19 protein-coding genes are annotated in these 16,794 nt (G+C 53.6%); 11 read left to right on the top strand and 8 right to left on the bottom strand.

Annotated elements, in window-relative coordinates:
* Nucleotides 1-589: 589 nt before the first annotated feature.
* Nucleotides 590-2,275, bottom strand: coding sequence for an aspartate:alanine antiporter (locus OGY35_RS16475; RefSeq protein ID WP_046477790.1), 1,686 nt, complete (start codon nt 2,273-2,275; stop codon nt 590-592).
* A 267-nt stretch (nt 2,276-2,542) separates the two neighbouring features.
* Here OGY35_RS16475 and OGY35_RS16470 point away from each other — a divergent pair, with 267 nt between their 5' ends.
* On the top strand, nt 2,543-2,905 hold the full coding sequence (locus OGY35_RS16470) for an inner membrane protein YbjM (protein WP_152405308.1): 363 nt from the start codon (nt 2,543-2,545) through the stop codon (nt 2,903-2,905).
* 54 nt (nt 2,906-2,959) lie between these two features.
* Here OGY35_RS16470 and OGY35_RS16465 read toward each other — a convergent pair whose 3' ends face one another.
* Nucleotides 2,960-3,223, bottom strand: a complete 264-nt coding sequence (locus OGY35_RS16465) for a GrxA family glutaredoxin (protein ID WP_152405307.1) — start codon at nt 3,221-3,223, stop codon at nt 2,960-2,962.
* A 172-nt stretch (nt 3,224-3,395) separates the two neighbouring features.
* Here OGY35_RS16465 and OGY35_RS16460 point away from each other — a divergent pair, with 172 nt between their 5' ends.
* The 10 genes from OGY35_RS16460 to rlmC all read left to right on the top strand — a co-directional run bounded on the left by OGY35_RS16460 (nt 3,396) and on the right by rlmC (nt 12,145).
* Nucleotides 3,396-3,683: a DUF1418 family protein gene (locus OGY35_RS16460; RefSeq protein ID WP_152405306.1), complete on the top strand. Its 288-nt coding sequence runs from the start codon at nt 3,396-3,398 to the stop codon at nt 3,681-3,683.
* Nucleotides 3,667-4,389: a nitroreductase NfsA gene (gene nfsA / locus OGY35_RS16455; RefSeq protein WP_286632835.1), complete on the top strand. Its 723-nt coding sequence runs from the start codon at nt 3,667-3,669 to the stop codon at nt 4,387-4,389. Before OGY35_RS16460 ends, nfsA begins: the two co-directional genes overlap by 17 nt.
* Before the next feature lie 60 nt (nt 4,390-4,449).
* Nucleotides 4,450-5,352 (top strand): 30S ribosomal protein S6--L-glutamate ligase, encoded by a 903-nt coding sequence (rimK, locus tag OGY35_RS16450; protein WP_046477799.1) that lies wholly within the window; start codon nt 4,450-4,452, stop codon nt 5,350-5,352.
* An 89-nt stretch (nt 5,353-5,441) separates the two neighbouring features.
* A complete protein-coding gene (locus tag OGY35_RS16445) occupies nt 5,442-5,918 on the top strand; it encodes a type III secretion system chaperone family protein (protein ID WP_286632834.1) in 477 nt (158 codons plus the stop codon).
* A 362-nt stretch (nt 5,919-6,280) separates the two neighbouring features.
* Nucleotides 6,281-7,393: a spermidine/putrescine ABC transporter substrate-binding protein PotF gene (gene potF, locus OGY35_RS16440; protein WP_152405303.1), complete on the top strand. Its 1,113-nt coding sequence runs from the start codon at nt 6,281-6,283 to the stop codon at nt 7,391-7,393.
* 97 nt (nt 7,394-7,490) lie between these two features.
* On the top strand, nt 7,491-8,624 hold the full coding sequence (gene potG, locus OGY35_RS16435) for a putrescine ABC transporter ATP-binding subunit PotG (protein WP_152405302.1): 1,134 nt from the start codon (nt 7,491-7,493) through the stop codon (nt 8,622-8,624).
* A gap of 9 nt (nt 8,625-8,633) precedes the next feature.
* Nucleotides 8,634-9,587, top strand: coding sequence for a putrescine ABC transporter permease PotH (potH, locus tag OGY35_RS16430; RefSeq protein ID WP_286632833.1), 954 nt, complete (start codon nt 8,634-8,636; stop codon nt 9,585-9,587).
* Nucleotides 9,584-10,429, top strand: a complete 846-nt coding sequence (potI, locus tag OGY35_RS16425) for a putrescine ABC transporter permease PotI (protein WP_042320333.1) — start codon at nt 9,584-9,586, stop codon at nt 10,427-10,429. The genes potH and potI overlap by 4 nt, the downstream gene beginning before the upstream one ends.
* A 59-nt stretch (nt 10,430-10,488) precedes the next feature.
* On the top strand, nt 10,489-10,977 hold the full coding sequence (locus OGY35_RS16420) for a YbjO family protein (protein WP_152405300.1): 489 nt from the start codon (nt 10,489-10,491) through the stop codon (nt 10,975-10,977).
* 40 nt (nt 10,978-11,017) lie between these two features.
* Nucleotides 11,018-12,145, top strand: coding sequence for a 23S rRNA (uracil(747)-C(5))-methyltransferase RlmC (gene rlmC, locus OGY35_RS16415; RefSeq protein ID WP_286632831.1), 1,128 nt, complete (start codon nt 11,018-11,020; stop codon nt 12,143-12,145).
* A gap of 112 nt (nt 12,146-12,257) precedes the next feature.
* Here rlmC and artJ read toward each other — a convergent pair whose 3' ends face one another.
* From artJ to OGY35_RS16385, 6 genes are all read right to left on the bottom strand, one after another.
* Nucleotides 12,258-12,989 (bottom strand): arginine ABC transporter substrate-binding protein ArtJ, encoded by a 732-nt coding sequence (artJ, locus tag OGY35_RS16410; RefSeq protein ID WP_152405298.1) that lies wholly within the window; start codon nt 12,987-12,989, stop codon nt 12,258-12,260.
* A 169-nt stretch (nt 12,990-13,158) separates the two neighbouring features.
* Nucleotides 13,159-13,815 carry an arginine ABC transporter permease ArtM gene (artM, locus tag OGY35_RS16405; RefSeq protein WP_286632830.1) on the bottom strand — a complete coding sequence of 219 codons (657 nt, stop codon included), beginning with the start codon at nt 13,813-13,815 and terminating at the stop codon, nt 13,159-13,161.
* On the bottom strand, nt 13,815-14,531 hold the full coding sequence (gene artQ, locus OGY35_RS16400) for an arginine ABC transporter permease ArtQ (RefSeq protein ID WP_046477814.1): 717 nt from the start codon (nt 14,529-14,531) through the stop codon (nt 13,815-13,817). The genes artM and artQ overlap by 1 nt, the downstream gene beginning before the upstream one ends.
* A gap of 6 nt (nt 14,532-14,537) precedes the next feature.
* Nucleotides 14,538-15,269, bottom strand: a complete 732-nt coding sequence (gene artI, locus OGY35_RS16395) for an arginine ABC transporter substrate-binding protein ArtI (RefSeq protein WP_152405296.1) — start codon at nt 15,267-15,269, stop codon at nt 14,538-14,540.
* A 16-nt stretch (nt 15,270-15,285) separates the two neighbouring features.
* Nucleotides 15,286-16,014: an arginine ABC transporter ATP-binding protein ArtP gene (gene artP / locus OGY35_RS16390; RefSeq protein WP_152405295.1), complete on the bottom strand. Its 729-nt coding sequence runs from the start codon at nt 16,012-16,014 to the stop codon at nt 15,286-15,288.
* 229 nt (nt 16,015-16,243) lie between these two features.
* Nucleotides 16,244-16,759, bottom strand: a complete 516-nt coding sequence (locus OGY35_RS16385) for a lipoprotein (RefSeq protein ID WP_286632829.1) — start codon at nt 16,757-16,759, stop codon at nt 16,244-16,246.
* Between the last annotated feature and the right edge of the window lie 35 nt (nt 16,760-16,794).

Below are 16,794 nucleotides of genomic sequence, written 5' to 3'. Positions count from 1 at the left end.
CTATCTCCTGACTAAAGCTGTTCGTATAGTTCATAATGGATACATGGCTTCAATCCTTTGTATAAATTATAAATTTCTGATAAAGCTTTTGTTGAGAAATGCAGCGATTTACAACGCAGTGATTCGCGAGAAAGGATAGTCTATGGGTTCTGGTAAGAATTGGATAAGCAACAACTACATCTATGGACCGAAAGCATCAGGCCGTTTCTGGGGCTCAGGAGGATATATTTATGGTCTGAGAAATTCTGGATAAGCAGTAATTACATTTATGCGCCTAAGCATGGCAGGAAGTTTTGGAACAGTGGTAGCTATCTCTACGGTCCTTCCGGACCAGAACTGCCCTGGATGTCGTAGCGCAGCCGCCATTTTGTCGCTACTCGTACCGAAGTAGTGCTCTCATGAGTTGATTTTAAAGGCCCCGAAATTCAGGCAACAAAAAACCCATCAACCTTGAACCAAAACGGCGGGGTTGATGGGCTCCACAAATTGGGGACATCAAAGAAAAGCAGTGGCAATAGTTATGACTGACGCCTTGAGGAAAAGTTCTACGTATCTGCAAAAAATTTTCGCTTAAGGGGCAACTTCAGTTTTATCCTAAGCCTGGCCAGATGATGATGATGAGTGTCCCAGCCAGCGTCAGCAGTACGTTGGCTATCGCGTAGGTGCCTGCGTAACCGAGTGCTGGAATGTTGCTGCGCGCGGTATCGCTAATGATTTCCATCGCCGGTGCGCAGGTACGAGCTCCCATCATGGCTCCAAAAAGGAGTGCCCGGTTCATGCGCAGAACATAGGCACCGAACAGGAAGCAAATGATCACCGGCACCAGACTGACGACCAGCCCGGCAATCAGCATCTGACCGCCGATCGCCCCCAGACCATGGCCGATGCCGCTGCCCGCGCTTAGGCCAACGCCCGCCATAAAGACCATCAGGCCGAACTCTTTCACCATATTCAGCGCGCCCTGCGGGATGTAACCAAACGTGGGATGGTTGGCTCGCAGGAAGCCCAGCATGATCCCGGCGAACAGCAACCCTGCCGCATTACCAATGCCGAAACTGAAGTTGCTGAACTGGAAGGTGATCATGCCGATCATCAGACCAATAATGAAGAATGCGCAGAAGGCCAGCAGATCGGTCACCTGGCTGTGAATTGAGATAAAGCCGATACGGTCTGCGATTGTTTTCACGCGACGCGCGTCGCCGCTGACCTGCAATACGTCGCCTTTATTGAGTACCACGTTGTCATCGATTGGCATTTCAATCTGCGAACGAATCACGCGGTTCAGGAAGCAGCCGTGGTCGGTGAGCTTCAGTTGGGCAAGACGGCGTCCCACTGCATTGTGGTTTTTCACCACGATCTCTTCTGTAACGATCCGCATGTCGAGCAGGTCGCGGTCGAAGACCTCTTTGCCGTTACGAAAGCTGGGGTCGAGACGGGCATGGGCATCCGGATAACCGACGAGCGCAATCTCATCGCCCATTTGCAATACCGCATCGCCATCCGGGTTTGCCAGAATACCATTGCGCCGGATGCGTTCAATATAGCAACCGGTCGCGCGGTAAATGCCAAGCTCACGCAGGTTTTTTCCGTCGGTCCAGGCCACCAGTTCAGGACCGACACGGTAAGCGCGAATGACCGGCAGGTACACCTTCCGGTTCGTGTCGGTGTCCAGACCGCGTTCACGGGCAATCTGCTGGGCGCTGGTTTGCAGATCCTGATGTTGTAATTTAGGCAGATAGCGTGCGCCGACGATCAGACTGACCAGACCAATCAGGTAAGTTAGCGCATAGCCCAGACTCAGGTTATCCAGCGCCCGGGAAAGCTGTGCACTTTCCATCCCAAAATGGCGTAGCGTATCGCCAGCACCGACCAGAACCGGGGTGGACGTCATTGAGCCAGCCAGCATACCGGCCGTTAGGCCGATGTCCCAGCCAAACAGCTTACCCAGCCCCAGGGCGATCAGCAGCGCACTGCCGACCATTACCAGAGCCAACATCAGGTAATTTTTCCCATCCCGAAAAAAAATGGAAAAAAAGTTAGGACCCGCTTCGACGCCGACACAAAAAATAAACAGCATGAAGCCCAGATTTAGTGCATCGGTGTTAATAGTGAAATGCTGTTGCCCTAATAAGAGAGAGACGACTAAAACGCCAATGGAATTACCCAGTTGGACAGAACCCAGGCGCAATTTACCGAGACACAGGCCAAGAGCCAGTACAACAAATAATAACAGGATGTAATTCCCATTTAACAAATCGGCGACGTTTATATTCACGGAGACTAACTTCTTGTTTACGAGTAAGCTGTTGAAAGAAATAGTAATTTGGGCTACTGTTTTTGCCATCAATTAAGGGGATTGTGACATATCCACACCCCGAATATAAGCAACACAACAATATATTTGGCTAGTTTAATCTCATTACGTATCAACGGCTATAAGAATCGTGTTGGCGTATTTTAGCACGGAATGCTGAACGGCTTTATCTGACTGGACGCCATTGGCGAAAAGTGTGCTTGATAGAGACAGTGTCAGGAGAAATGATTGAAATATAAACATGGTTGGGCAAGCGCGGTCTGCTGCTTTGTGCTCTTTGTGGTCGTCTGCCTTTCACTGGCAATGCACATGAGGGGGGCATTCCGGGCAACCGGGCATCCAGAAATGGGGCTACTGTTTTTTACGTTGCCAGGTGCGGTGGCCAGCTACTGCTCTCAACGTCGGGAAATAGTCAAACCGCTTCTCGGTGCGATGGTTGCAGCGCCTTGTTGCCTGCTACTCATGCGGTTTTTCTTTACGCCCACTCGCTCGCTGTGGCAGGAGATGGCATGGTTATTCAGCGCGGTGTTCTGGTGTGCGCTGGGTGCCTTGTGTTTCCTGTTCATCAGCAGTCTGTTCAGACCGCGGTAGCGTTAAAGTAACGAACGCCCTCCTGAGAGGGCGTGTTTGCATCTGTCACTGCGGTTAAGCAAACAGATTCACATTCTCTTTCGCCCAGGCTTCAAAATCGGTACAACCGCCAATGTGTTTCTGATCAACAAAAATCTGCGGTACAGTTTCAACCGGTTTGCCAACGGTCTTTTCCAGATCCGCTTTGGTGATACCTTCCGCGTGGATGTCGATGTAGCGATAGTTGAAATCTTCGTGCTCGTTGCTCAGTTTCTCTGCCAGTTCTTTTGCGCGAACACAGTAAGGGCAACCCGGGCGACCAAAAATAACGGTGAACATTGTAGTCTCTCTCCTCGAACTCAAAGCCTGACGGCGAATGACTGCTATGATGACGCCAATCGTCAGCCTTGAACAGTAGGTTGCACCTTTTACTTCAATACATTTAGTCTATATCTGTTAAATACATTCACGCTGAACGCCTTACACTATGTCTCACAAAAGAGGGCTTCCTGTGCGTACAATTGGCGCGTTACCGAAAAGTGTATTGATCCTGGAAATAGTGGGGATGGTGCTTCTGGCGCTGGCTTTGCTGTCGCTGAACCACTACCTGACACTACCCGCACCGTTTAACACCTCGCTCGCGGTCGTTGTCATGCTTTTTCTGGGTGTACTGTTGATGATCCCCGCCGCGCTGGCGTTTGTCTGGCAAGTCGCGCAGCGGCTCGCCCCACAGCTAATGAAGGCCCCATCCAATTCATCCCATTCAGACAGAGAAAAAGAGAATGACTCCAACCATTAACCTTCTGCGTCATCACCGCTCGATTCGTCATTTCACCGATCAACCGATTACGTCTGAACAGCGAGAGGCGATTCTGGCCGCCGCTCAGGCGACGTCCAGCTCCAGTTTTTTGCAGTGCACGTCAATAATTCGTATTACGGATCCGGCGCTACGTGACGCGCTGGTGCCATTAACCGGGGGACAGCAGCACGTCGCGCAGGCTGCTGAGTTTTGGGTCTTCTGCGCGGATTTCAATCGCCATCTGCAGATTTGCCCTGAAGCGCAATTAGGTCTTGCAGAGCAGCTGCTGCTGGGGGTGGTGGATACCGCGATGATGGCGCAAAACGCGCTGACGGCGGCGGAATCGCTGGGGCTGGGCGGTGTCTATATCGGAGGGCTGCGCAATAATATCGAGTCCGTCACCGAATTACTGGCGCTGCCAAAACACGTATTGCCGCTGTTTGGACTGTGCCTGGGCTGGCCTGCCGATAACCCGGATCTGAAACCGCGCCTGCCTGCGGCGATTGTGATGCACGAGAACCACTATCAGCCGCTCGACAAGGATGCGCTGGCAGACTATGACGAACAGCTCGCGCAATATTATCTCAGCCGCGGCAGCAATACCCGTCGTGACACCTGGAGCGATCATATCCGCCGCACACTGATTAAGGAAAATCGTCCTTTTATCCTGGAATATTTGCATAAACAGGGTTGGGCCACGCGCTAAAAATTCCACCGCTGTGTATGATACACGGGATTTTGATCGGGTTATGTAGAGAGGTGCAGGGTGAAAATTGCCATATTGTCCCGGGATGGAACGCTCTATTCGTGTAAGCGCCTACGTGAAGCAGCGATGAAGCGTGGCCATCTGGTCGAAATACTCGATCCGCTTTCTTGCTATATGAACATCAATCCGGCTGCGTCCTCGATTCACTATAAAGGACGCAAGTTGCCTCATTTTGATGCCGTCATCCCGCGAATCGGCTCGGCTATCACCTTTTATGGCACGGCGGCGCTGCGCCAGTTTGAGATGTTGGGTAGCTATCCGCTAAATGAATCCGTGGCGATTACCCGCGCGCGCGATAAACTGCGCTCGTTGCAGTTGCTGGCGCGGCAGGGCATCGATCTCCCGATTACCGGCATTGCGCACTCGCCCGATGACACCAGCGATTTGATTGATATGGTCGGCGGTGCGCCGCTGGTGGTGAAGCTGGTGGAAGGAACGCAGGGGATTGGCGTGGTGTTAGCAGAAACCCGTCAGGCCGCTGAGAGTGTCGTGGATGCCTTTCGGGGGCTTAACGCCCATATTCTGGTGCAGGAATATATTCAAGAGGCCAAAGGTCGCGATATTCGCTGCCTGGTGGTGGGTGACGAGGTGGTTGCCGCCATTGAACGGCGGGCGAAGGACGGCGATTTTCGCTCTAATCTTCATCGCGGCGGCGTGGCCTGCATTGCCAACATTACCCCCCGTGAGCGAGAGATTGCGATAAAAGCCGCACAGACGATGGCGCTTGACGTCGCCGGTGTCGATATTTTACGCGCCGAGCGCGGCCCACTGGTGATGGAAGTGAATGCGTCTCCGGGTCTGGAAGGGATCGAAAAAACCACCGGCATCGATATCGCCGGGCGGATGATTCAGTGGATCGAACGCCACGCGACGGCTGAATTTTGTCTCAAAACGGGCGGCTAGTCTTAATATCGCCGATGATCGTGGAATGACGAACGCTTTTTGCGTAAGCTGTGCCGGTATTTTTTCATCGTAAGAGGTAGCACATTATTATGACAGAATTGGTCGTTCCCACTCTGGATACGTTGCGGCAATGGCTCGACGACCTGGGCATGAGTTTTTTTGAATGTGATACCTGTCAGGCACTGCATTTACCTCACATGCAAAATTTTGACGGCATCTATGATGCAAAATTAGATCTCGTCGACAATACGCTGCTGTTTTCTGCGATGGCGGAAGTGAGGCCTTCTGCGTTACTGCCACTGGCGGCGGATCTGTCTGCCATTAATGCCAGTTCCCTCACCGTAAAAGCGTTTCTGGATATGCAGGATGATAATCTGCCAAAGCTGGTGGTTTGCCAGTCTTTATCCGTTATGCAGGGGGTGACTTACGCGCAGTTTGAATGGTTCGTACGCCAGAGCGAAGAGCAGATATCCATGGTCATTCTGGAAGCAGGCGCGCACCAGATGCTGTTTACCGCCGAAGAAGACACGCAAAAAAGTAGCGCTGAGAACCATTTTCTTCACTGATTTCAACTTGAAGTCTGACCGTATAGCGCAGTCGCTGCCAGAGCGGCTGCGGTTTACGTTCTTTTATTCTGCATTTAACCTTTCTTTAAAGAATTATTCACCTCCTTTCCCGCCGTTTCGCTTTATCACATAGACGTAAATTGCATAAAAAATTGATAAAAGGCGTTTTTTAATCTGGGCTATAGCCTGAAACCCTGGCTAAAGTTATTCTTGCGAAGCTTAATTACAGCGAGCAATAACGGTCGGGGGAGCGTCCACTCTTCCTGGTTTTTGCCGAATGACAAACTATGCACGTTTCTTGCATAGCATTGAGTGCAACTTTTTGGTTCGTTTGTTAACGAACTTTGATAAGGAAAGAGATTATGACCGCCTTAAATAAAAAATGGCTATCGGGTCTGGTTGCGGGTGCTCTGATGGCCGTCTCTGTCGGCACGCTCGCTGCGGAACAAAAAACACTCCATATCTATAACTGGTCTGATTATATAGCGCCGGATACGGTGGCTAATTTTGAGAAAGAGACCGGTATCAAAGTGGTCTATGACGTCTTTGACTCCAACGAAGTGCTGGAAGGCAAACTGATGGCAGGCAGCACCGGTTTTGACCTGGTGGTGCCTTCCGCGAGCTTCCTTGAGCGTCAGTTGACGGCAGGTGTCTTTCAGCCGCTGGATAAGAGCAAACTACCGGGCTGGAAAAACCTCGATCCGGAACTGCTGAAACTGGTCGCCAAACATGACCCGGACAATAAATTCGCCATGCCGTATATGTGGGCGACCACTGGTATTGGCTATAACGTCGATAAAGTGAAAGCGGTACTCGGTGCTGATGCGCCCGTCAACAGTTGGGATCTGGTGCTGAAGCCGGAAAATCTCGAAAAGCTGAAGAGCTGCGGCGTCTCTTTCCTCGATGCGCCGGAAGAGGTGTTTGCTACCGTGCTGAACTATCTGGGTAAAGATCCGAACAGCACCAAAGCGGACGATTACACGGGGCCTGCCACCGATCTGCTGCTTAAGCTGCGTCCGAATATCCGTTACTTCCACTCCTCGCAATACATCAACGACCTGGCTAACGGCGATACCTGCGTGGCGATTGGCTGGGCAGGGGATGTCTGGCAGGCGGCTAACCGGGCGAAAGAGGCGAAAAATGGCGTCAATATCTCCTTCTCAATTCCGAAGGAAGGGGCAATGGCCTTCTTTGACGTCTTCGCGATGCCGGCAGATGCTAAAAATAAAGACGAGGCCTATCAGTTCCTCAACTATCTGCTGCGCCCGGACGTGATTGCCCATATCTCTGACCACGTGTTCTACGCCAATGCTAACAAAGAGGCGACGGCGCTGGTGAGCCCTGAAGTGCGTGATAATCCAGGCATTTATCCGCCAGCCGACGTGCGCGCGAAAATGTTTACCCTGAAAGTTCAGGATCCGAAGATTGACCGCGTCCGTACGCGTGCCTGGACCAAGGTGAAGAGCGGTAAATAATCCGCCGTTGAAGCGCCGGGTATGCGCTGCGCTGCCCGGCAAAACGCACCTTTTGGGTGCGTTTGCACCATGATTTGTTTCTGCCGGAGAGCACCCCGTGAATGATGCCACCCCACGCCCGCAGGCGAAAACCCGTAAAGCGCTGACGCCGCTCCTCGAAATCCGCAATCTGACCAAATCTTTCGACGGTCAGCACGCGGTTGATGACGTGAGTCTGACTATTTATAAAGGCGAAATCTTTGCCCTGCTGGGCGCATCCGGCTGTGGAAAATCCACGCTGCTGCGCATGCTGGCAGGGTTTGAACAACCCACTACCGGACAAATCATGCTGGACGGCGTCGACCTGTCCCAGGTGCCGCCTTATTTGCGGCCCATCAACATGATGTTTCAGTCCTACGCGCTGTTTCCTCATATGACGGTGGAACAGAATATCGCCTTTGGTCTGAAGCAGGACAAACTGCCGAAAGCGGAAATCGCCAGCCGGGTCGAAGAGATGCTGGGTCTGGTGCATATGCAGGAGTTCGCCAAACGCAAACCGCATCAGCTTTCCGGCGGTCAGCGTCAGCGCGTGGCGCTGGCGCGAAGTCTGGCAAAACGTCCCAAACTCCTGTTACTCGACGAGCCGATGGGCGCACTGGATAAAAAACTGCGTGACCGTATGCAGCTTGAAGTGGTCGATATTCTTGAGCGCGTCGGCGCGACCTGCGTGATGGTGACGCACGATCAGGAAGAGGCGATGACCATGGCCGGGCGTATTGCCATCATGAACCGTGGCAAGTTCGTGCAAATCGGTGAGCCGGAAGAGATTTATGAGCATCCGACCACCCGCTACAGCGCGGAGTTTATCGGCTCGGTCAACGTTTTTGAGGGGGTTATCAAAGAGCGGCAAGATGACGGTCTGGTGCTGTATTCCCCAGGTCTGGTGCATCCACTGAAGGTCGATCCGGATGCGTCGGTGGTGGACAACGTGCCGGTGCACGTGGCGCTGCGCCCGGAAAAAATCATGCTGTGCGACGAGCCGCCCGCCGACGGATTTAACTTCGCCGTGGGAGAAGTGGTGCACATTGCCTATCTTGGCGATCTCTCCATTTATCACGTTCGCCTGAAAAGCGGACAGATGATCAGTGCTCAGTTGCAGAATGCCCACCGTTATCGCAAAGGTCTGCCGACCTGGGGCGATGAGGTGCGTTTGTGCTGGGATGCGGACAGCTGTGTGGTGCTGACGGTTTAAGGAGCGAAGATGAGTACACTTGAACCTCCGGCACGCGTGGAAAAGCCGGGCGGCTTTACGCTCTGGCTGGCGCGCGTGCAGATGAAACACGGGCGCAAGCTGGTCATTGCGCTGCCTTATGTCTGGCTTATCCTGCTGTTTCTGCTGCCTTTTCTGATCGTCTTTAAAATCAGTCTCGCGGAAATGGCGCGGGCGATCCCGCCGTATACCGAACTGATGGCGTGGGCCGACGGCCAACTGTCTGTCACCCTTAATCTCGGTAACTTCCTACAGCTAACGGACGATCCGCTCTACTTTGACGCCTATTTGCAGTCGCTACAGGTGGCAGGGATTTCGACGCTTTGTTGTCTGCTGCTGGGCTATCCGCTGGCGTGGGCGGTGGCGCACAGCAAGCCGTCAACGCGTAATATTCTGTTGCTGCTGGTGATCCTGCCATCGTGGACCTCGTTTCTGATCCGCGTGTATGCGTGGATGGGGATCCTGAAAAATAATGGCGTGCTGAATAACTTTCTGCTGTGGCTGGGGGTGATCGACCAGCCGTTGACCATTCTGCACACCAATCTGGCGGTGTATATCGGCATTGTATACGCCTATCTGCCGTTCATGGTGCTGCCGATTTATACCGCACTGACGCGGATTGACTATTCGCTGGTGGAAGCGTCGTTGGATCTGGGCGCGCGCCCGCTGAAAACCTTCTTTAGCGTGATTGTCCCGTTGACCAAAGGCGGCATTATTGCCGGTTCCATGCTGGTGTTCATTCCGGCGGTTGGGGAGTTTGTTATCCCGGAACTGCTCGGCGGGCCGGACAGCATCATGATTGGGCGCGTGCTGTGGCAAGAGTTCTTTAACAACCGCGACTGGCCGGTGGCGTCTGCGGTCGCGATTGTCATGCTGCTGCTGTTGATCGTACCGATTATGTGGTTCCACAAACATCAGCAAAAAAGCGGAGGGGTCCACGGATGAACAACTTACCGGTAATTCGTTCACCCTGGCGTATTGTGATTCTGGTGCTCGGGTTTACTTTCCTGTATGCGCCGATGCTGATGCTGGTCATCTATTCGTTTAACAGTTCCAAACTGGTCACGGTGTGGGCAGGATGGTCAACGCGCTGGTACGGTGAACTGTTCCGCGACAGCGCGATGATGAGCGCGGTGGGGCTGAGTCTGACTATCGCCGCCTGTGCAGCGACCATGGCGGCGATACTCGGCACCATTGCCGCGGTGGTGATGGTGCGCTTTGGCCGCTTTCGCGGGTCGAACGGCTTTGCCTTTATGATAACCGCGCCGCTGGTCATGCCCGATGTGATCACCGGGCTCTCACTGCTGCTGCTCTTTGTTGCGCTGGGCCACGCGATTGGCTGGCCGTCGGATCGTGGAATGTTGACCATCTGGCTGGCGCACGTCACGTTCTGTACGGCGTATGTGGCGGTGGTGATTTCATCTCGCCTGCGCGAACTGGATCGCTCCATTGAGGAAGCGGCGATGGATCTGGGGGCGACGCCGCTGAAGGTGTTCTTTGTGATAACGCTGCCGATGATTATGCCGGCGGTGGTCTCCGGCTGGCTGCTGGCGTTCACGCTGTCGCTGGACGATCTGGTCATTGCCAGCTTTGTCTCCGGGCCGGGCGCAACCACGTTACCCATGCTGGTCTTCTCCAGCGTGCGGATGGGCGTTAATCCGGAAATCAACGCCCTGGCGACGCTGATCCTCGGCGTAGTCGGAATTGTCGGTTTTATCGCCTGGTATCTGATGGCTCGTACGGAAAAACAGCGGATCCGCGATATCCAACGTGCAAGACGCGACTGAAGACACTAAAATCGGTCAACCTGGCTACACAATGCCGCGCTCGTCGCGGCATTGTTTTCATGGAAGACGACTCGTTGGGATTTTTTAAAAAATCATCCTCATCACATGCCCGCCTGAACGTGCCTGCGCTGGTTCAGGTGGCGGCGCTCGCCATTATTATGATCCGTGGGCTCGACCTGCTGATGATCTTTAACACGCTCGGCGTCCGCGGACTGGTTGAGTTTATCCATCGCAGCGTACAAACCTGGAATTTGACGCTGGTTTTTCTGGGCAGTCTGGTGCTGGTGTTTGTTGAGATAGGCTGCGCATTTTCACTGGTGAAAGGGCGTAACTGGGCGCGGTGGCTATATCTCCTCACTCAGGTGATTGCCGCAGGCTATTTGTGGGCGGCCTCGCTGGGCTACGGCTATCCCGAGCTGTTCAGCATTGCCGGTGAGTCAAAGCGGGAGATTCTGCGTACGCTGGTGATGCAAAAATTGCCCGATATGCTGGTGCTGTTATTACTGTTTGTGCCCGCGGCCAGTCGTCGCTTCTTCCGCTTACAATAATGTGTATAATCCTCGCCCCTGTTTAGATAAAGGTTTCTGTATGCAGTGCGCACTCTATGACGCCGGTCGCTGTCGCTCCTGTCAGTGGATAACGCAGCCCGTTGACGAGCAACACGCCGCCAAAACCGCCGATCTGAAAAATCTGCTTGCCGGTTTTTCGGTCGGAGAATGGTGCGCACCGGTCAGCGGCCCGGAAAAGGCGTTTCGTAATAAAGCGAAAATGGTGGTCAGTGGCAGCGTGGAGAAACCGCTGCTGGGGATGCTGCATCGCGACGGGACGCCGGAAGATTTGTGCGAGTGCCCGCTCTATCCCGCCTCGTTTGCGCCAGTGTTTGCCGTGCTGAAACCGTTTATTGCGCGCGCCGGATTAACCCCTTATAACGTGGCGCGCAAGCGTGGGGAACTGAAGTACCTCCTGCTGACGGAAAGCCAGTTTGATGGCGGTATGATGCTGCGCTTTGTGCTGCGTTCCGAAAGCAAACTGGCGCAGTTACGCGCTGCACTGCCGTGGTTGCAGACGCAACTGCCGCAGCTGAAGGTCATCAGCGTTAATCTCCAGCCGGTGCATATGGCGATTATGGAAGGGGAGACGGAAATCTTCCTGACCGAACAGCAGGCGCTGGCGGAGCGGTTTAACGACGTGCCGCTGTGGATCCGTCCACAAAGTTTCTTCCAGACCAATCCGGCGGTGGCAAGCCAGCTGTATGCAACAGCGCGTGACTGGGTGCGACAACTGCCGGTGAACCACATGTGGGATCTGTTCTGCGGCGTTGGTGGTTTTGGCCTGCACTGCGCGACGCCGGACATGCAGTTGACTGGAATTGAAATCGCGCCGGAAGCCATTGCCTGTGCCAGACAATCTGCGCTGGAACTGGGCTTAACCAATCTTCATTTTCAGGCGCTGGATTCGACGCAATTTGCCACCGGGCAAGGGGCGGTGCCGGAACTGGTGCTGGTGAATCCGCCGCGGCGCGGTATCGGCAAACCGCTCTGCGATTATCTGGGACAGATGGCGCCGCAGTGCATTATTTATTCCAGCTGTAATGCGCAGACGATGGCAAAAGACATTGCCGCGTTGCCGGGCTACCGTATTGAACGGGTACAGCTGTTCGATATGTTCCCACATACCGCGCATTATGAAGTGCTGACATTGTTGTTGAGGGACTAGTCACGGTTTGCCGGATGGCGGCGCTGGCGCCTCATCCGGCCTACGAGCGGTGCAGATATTCCAGGCCTGATAAGCGTAGCGTCATCAGGCATTCTACCACCAGCGACTCGACTTACTGTGGGAACCACTGATCGTTGATTTTTTGGTAAGTCCCGTCAGCTTTAATGGCCACCAGTGCCGCATTCAGTTTCTCCAGCAGCACTTTGTTGTCCGGGCGAACCGCGATGCCGAGACCAGTGCCGAAGTACTGCGGGTCGGTTACTTTCTCGGTTGCTGGCCCCAGTTGTGGGTTGGTTTTCAGCCATTCGTTCACCACCGCGGTATCACCGAACACGCCATCAATACGGCCATTTTTCAGGTCGATAAACGCATTCTGATAGCTGTCATAGGCCACCGTTTTCACTTCCGGATGCTTATCCTGCAAGTACTTCTGGTGGGTGGTGCCGTTTTCCATCCCGATACGTTTGCCTTTCAGATCGGCAAAAGTTTTGTAAGTCCCTTTCTTCGAAATTACCAGCGCCGAGTTGGCATAGTAGGGGGCTGTAAACGCCACCTGCTTGCTCCGCTCCGGCGTGATATCCATACCGGAAATCACCGCGTCATATTTCTTGAATTTGAGTGCCGGGATCAGACTGTCAAACGCATGGTTGGTGAAAGTACATTCTGCCTGCATCTGTTTGCACAAGGCTTTTGCCAGATCGAGGTCGAAACCGACGATTTGGTTATTCGCATCCATAGATTCGAACGGTGGATAGGTCGCAGAGACGCCGAAGCTGATTTTTTCAGCGGCAGAGGCGCCGACGGCAAAAGAGGCAAGTAATGCGGCCAGAACTAACTTTTTCATGGTTGGACTCCCGTTATGATGAAGCGCCGTTTCTGCGGCATGGATTTACAATGCCAGTAATTGAATTTGTATGCAATAAAAATGATTAACTATTTTTATGAAAATAAAAAAAGACGGACAGGTTATAAACTTGTCCGTCTTTTGAATTGTGTTTTATGCAATATAATGCTTAGTTGCGGCGTTCGAAAGCCAGCGCTTTGCGCTCGATAAGACGCATCATTAACGTCAACAGGCCGTTGACTAGCAGGTAGATGACGCCCGCTGCGCCGAACACCATCACATCGTAGGTGCGACCATACAGCAGCTGACCGTATCCCATCACTTCCATCAGGGTAATGGTATAAGCCAGAGAGGTACTCTTGAACACCAGCACCACTTCGTTGGAATACGAGGAGAGGGCGCGTTTAAAGGCATATGGCAACAGGATCGCCAGCGTGTCTTTCTTGCTCATCCCCAGCGCGCCGCAGGACTGCCACTGGCCTTCCGGAATTGCGCGGATCGCGCCGTAGAACAGCTGCGTGGTATAGGCTGCACTATTGAGCGACAGCGCAATCAGCGCGCACAGCAGCAGATGCCACAGAACCGGATACTCTTGCAGCGTCGGGAATTGCCCCGGTCCATAGTAGATCAGGAAAATCTGCACCAGCAGCGGGGTACCGGTAAACAGTGTGATATAGCCACGAACCAGCCAGACCACGACCGGCGTTTTAAGCGTCAGAACGATAGTAAAAATCAGCGCCAGAATCAGGGCGACGACAATGGACGCTACCGTCAGCGTCAGGCTGGTGTGCAGCCCTTTAAGCAGTTCAGGTAAATACTCAAGCATCAGCCCGGTCTCCGCTCAAAACGTGTCGCACGCAGGTCAATGCGTTTGAGAATGTACTGACTCACCAGCGTAATCACCAGGTAGATCGCCGCCGCAATAATGTACCAGTTAAACGGTTCCTGAGTTCGCGTGGCAATGCTCTTGGTTTGCAGCATCAGGTCGTTGACGCTGATAAGGCTTACCAGCGCAGTATCTTTCAGCAATACCAACCACTGGTTGCCCAGCCCTGGCAGCGCGTGACGCCACATCTGCGGCATCACCAGCCGGAAGAAAATGGCGGTCTTCGACAGTCCCAGCGCCTGACCGGACTCCCACTGACCCAGCGGTACGGCTTTCAGCGCGCCGCGCAGCGTTTGTGACGCATAGGCCGCGTAGAGCAGAGAGAGGGCAATCACGCCGCACAGGAAGGGGCTGACGTCGAAGTTTTCGATCTCCATTTGTACCGGGATCTGCACCACGCCCAGGTTGACAGTAAAGCCATCAGAGAGCATCAGCAGCAGTTGAGAGGAGCCGAAATAGATAAACAGCACCACCAGAATTTCCGGCAGGCCGCGTAAAATGGTGACCAGCGCGGAACCCGTCCACGCGACAGGACGCCATTTCACTGACTCCCAGACGGCGAACAGCATCGCCAGCGCCAGGCCGAGGATCAGTGCACAAACGGCAAGGCCGACGGTCATCCCGGCGGCGCTTGCAAGTGGGAAAAATTCGTTCATCAAGGCTTACTTCTGGAACCATTTGTTATAGATGGTCTCGTAAGTCCCATCTTTCTTCACTTTTTCCAGCGCAGTGTTGAATTTCTGCTGCAGTTCCGCGTTGCCCTGGCGGACGGCGATGCCGAGGCCGGTGCCGAAGTAATCTTTATCCGTCACTTTGTCGCCAACCGGGGCCAGCTTCGGATTGTCTTTCAGCCACTCTGTGACCACCGCCGTATCACCAAATACGCCGTCAATGCGGCCGTTTTGCAGATCCAGTTTCGCATTCTGGTAGCTGTCATACGGAACCGTGGTGATTTCCGGGTGTTTATCCATGATGAATTTCTGGTGAGTGGTGCCGTTTTGCACGCCCACTTTCTTACCTTTCAACTGATCAATGCTGGCGAATTTACCCTGCTGACCAATGAACAGTGCGGAGTTGTCATAGTAAGGGGTGGTGAACAGCACCTGTTTTTCACGCTCAGGCGTGATATCCATCCCGGCCATCACCGCATCGAAACGGCGGAATTTCAGGCTGGGAATCAGGCTGTCGAACGCCTGGTTGGTAAAGGTACAGGTCGCGTCGATCTCTTTACACAGCGCATTGGCCAGATCGACATCAAAGCCGACAATCTTGTTATTAGCGTCCATCGATTCAAACGGAGGATAGGACGCTTCGGTCGCAAAACGAATGGTCTGGGCTGCTGTAGCAGAAAGGCTAAAGCCTGCGATAAGCGCGGCAATCAGAACTTTTTTCATTGTGTTGTCCCGAATCTTAGTGAGAGAGATAGTTTTTAAATGCTTCGGTCTGCGGGTCGGCAAAGCAACTTGCATTACCCTGCTCGACGATATGACCGTTTTCCATATACACGACGCGACTGGCGGTTTTACGCGCCACTTCCACTTCGTGCGTCACGATCACTTGTGTAATGTTGGTTTCCGCCAGTTCACGAATGATGCTGACGATTTGCGCGGTGATTTCTGGATCCAGCGCGGCGGTGGGCTCATCAAACAGCAGCACCTGCGGCTCCATCATCAGCGCACGGGCAATGGCCACACGCTGTTGCTGACCGCCGGAAAGATGCAGCGGAAAACGATCGCTGTAAGGTTTCAGACGCAGGCGATCCAGCAGTTTTTCCGCACGGGCTAACGCCTGATCTTTTGACAGGCCCAGCACGCGGCAGGGCGCTTCAATCAGGTTCTGTTGCACGGTGAGGTGCGGCCACAGATTGTATTGCTGAAAGACCATTCCGACGTTCTGACGCAGTTCGCGAATCGCTTTATCTGACGGCGTTTTGCGGAAGTCGAACTGGTTTCCCGCAATGCTGAGCGTACCTGAACGCGGCATCTCTAGTAGATTGAGTACCCGCAGCAGTGAGCTTTTACCGGCCCCGCTTGGACCCAGTAACACCAGTGTTTCACCCTGCGGGCAATCCAGCGTGATATCGAACAGCGCCTGATGCGCGCCGTAGAAGCAGTTAATGCCGTTTAATTGAATACTCATTGATACTCGTATACTGGCCGTCTGATAGCTATTGAAGCCGCAGATAGTACCTTTGACAGAATAGTTATGCAATATTTATGCTTTAAAAGTTAAATATAGCGCGCATTTCCCCTTAAACATAGCACAAAATAGCGAGGGCAAAGCGCGGTAAGAACAATTGTCGGCATTCCATGCAGAATGCCAGACAATTTACGGGGGTTACGTTTTTTATCGCGGTAAAGCGGCGGGATTAACGGTTTTCTACCGACTGGCGAAGCGTACCGGCAGGGGCATGCACGCTGCCGCCCAGATAACGCACGTCATCAATGACCCAGCACTGACCTTCGCGGATCATCAGCACTTCATCCTGCCAGTTCTTATCGCCCTGTTTCAGTGCAACGCGCAGCGGAATGTTGCGTGCATCACTATTCGGTATGGTCGAGGCGCTGGCAACGCTGGCGCTGTCCGGCGGCGTTGCGCGACTGGAGAACGGATCGCTGCTCATCAGTTGACGATGCGCACTGTCCCGACTGGCATCCGACAGCAGTTTCGCCAGGTTGTCGCTCAGGTAAGGGCGCAGGGCGGTGATATCATTACTGCGGTGCTGGATACGATAGTCATAGAATTGTTGAGCCACACTGTCCGGGCCGCCATCCACACAGGCACCCGTACGCGGCCCATTGTCTTTGTAGGCTGGCGTGACGGTGGTGCAGGCGCTGATCAGCAGCGCACAGGGGACAAGCAGGGAGAGTTTCGAATAGCGCATAGTGATTTCCTTATAAGCTTTCTGCCATGAGTCTT

It is taken from the genome of Citrobacter sp. Ct235 (genome assembly GCF_030332305.1).
GTDB classification, from domain to species: domain Bacteria; phylum Pseudomonadota; class Gammaproteobacteria; order Enterobacterales; family Enterobacteriaceae; genus Citrobacter_A; species Citrobacter_A telavivensis.
Note: the sequence above shows the minus strand (reverse complement) of the source record. Positions and strands in the feature narration are given on the sequence as shown.

What these genes read in the sequence shown, in the direction of transcription:
- potH (WP_286632833.1), top strand. Translation starts at nt 8,634, where the DNA reads ATGAGTACACTTGAACCTCCGGCACGCGTGGAAAAGCCGGGCGGCTTT.
- artP (WP_152405295.1), bottom strand. Translation starts at nt 16,014, where the DNA reads ATGAGTATTCAATTAAACGGCATTAACTGCTTCTACGGCGCGCATCAG.
- artM (WP_286632830.1), bottom strand. Translation starts at nt 13,815, where the DNA reads ATGCTTGAGTATTTACCTGAACTGCTTAAAGGGCTGCACACCAGCCTG.
- artI (WP_152405296.1), bottom strand. Translation starts at nt 15,269, where the DNA reads ATGAAAAAAGTTCTGATTGCCGCGCTTATCGCAGGCTTTAGCCTTTCT.
- potF (WP_152405303.1), top strand. Translation starts at nt 6,281, where the DNA reads ATGACCGCCTTAAATAAAAAATGGCTATCGGGTCTGGTTGCGGGTGCT.
- artJ (WP_152405298.1), bottom strand. Translation starts at nt 12,989, where the DNA reads ATGAAAAAGTTAGTTCTGGCCGCATTACTTGCCTCTTTTGCCGTCGGC.
- OGY35_RS16445 (WP_286632834.1), top strand. Translation starts at nt 5,442, where the DNA reads ATGACAGAATTGGTCGTTCCCACTCTGGATACGTTGCGGCAATGGCTC.
- OGY35_RS16465 (WP_152405307.1), bottom strand. Translation starts at nt 3,223, where the DNA reads ATGTTCACCGTTATTTTTGGTCGCCCGGGTTGCCCTTACTGTGTTCGC.
- artQ (WP_046477814.1), bottom strand. Translation starts at nt 14,531, where the DNA reads ATGAACGAATTTTTCCCACTTGCAAGCGCCGCCGGGATGACCGTCGGC.
- potI (WP_042320333.1), top strand. Translation starts at nt 9,584, where the DNA reads ATGAACAACTTACCGGTAATTCGTTCACCCTGGCGTATTGTGATTCTG.
- OGY35_RS16385 (WP_286632829.1), bottom strand. Translation starts at nt 16,759, where the DNA reads ATGCGCTATTCGAAACTCTCCCTGCTTGTCCCCTGTGCGCTGCTGATC.
- OGY35_RS16420 (WP_152405300.1), top strand. Translation starts at nt 10,489, where the DNA reads ATGGAAGACGACTCGTTGGGATTTTTTAAAAAATCATCCTCATCACAT.
- nfsA (WP_286632835.1), top strand. Translation starts at nt 3,667, where the DNA reads ATGACTCCAACCATTAACCTTCTGCGTCATCACCGCTCGATTCGTCAT.
- rlmC (WP_286632831.1), top strand. Translation starts at nt 11,018, where the DNA reads ATGCAGTGCGCACTCTATGACGCCGGTCGCTGTCGCTCCTGTCAGTGG.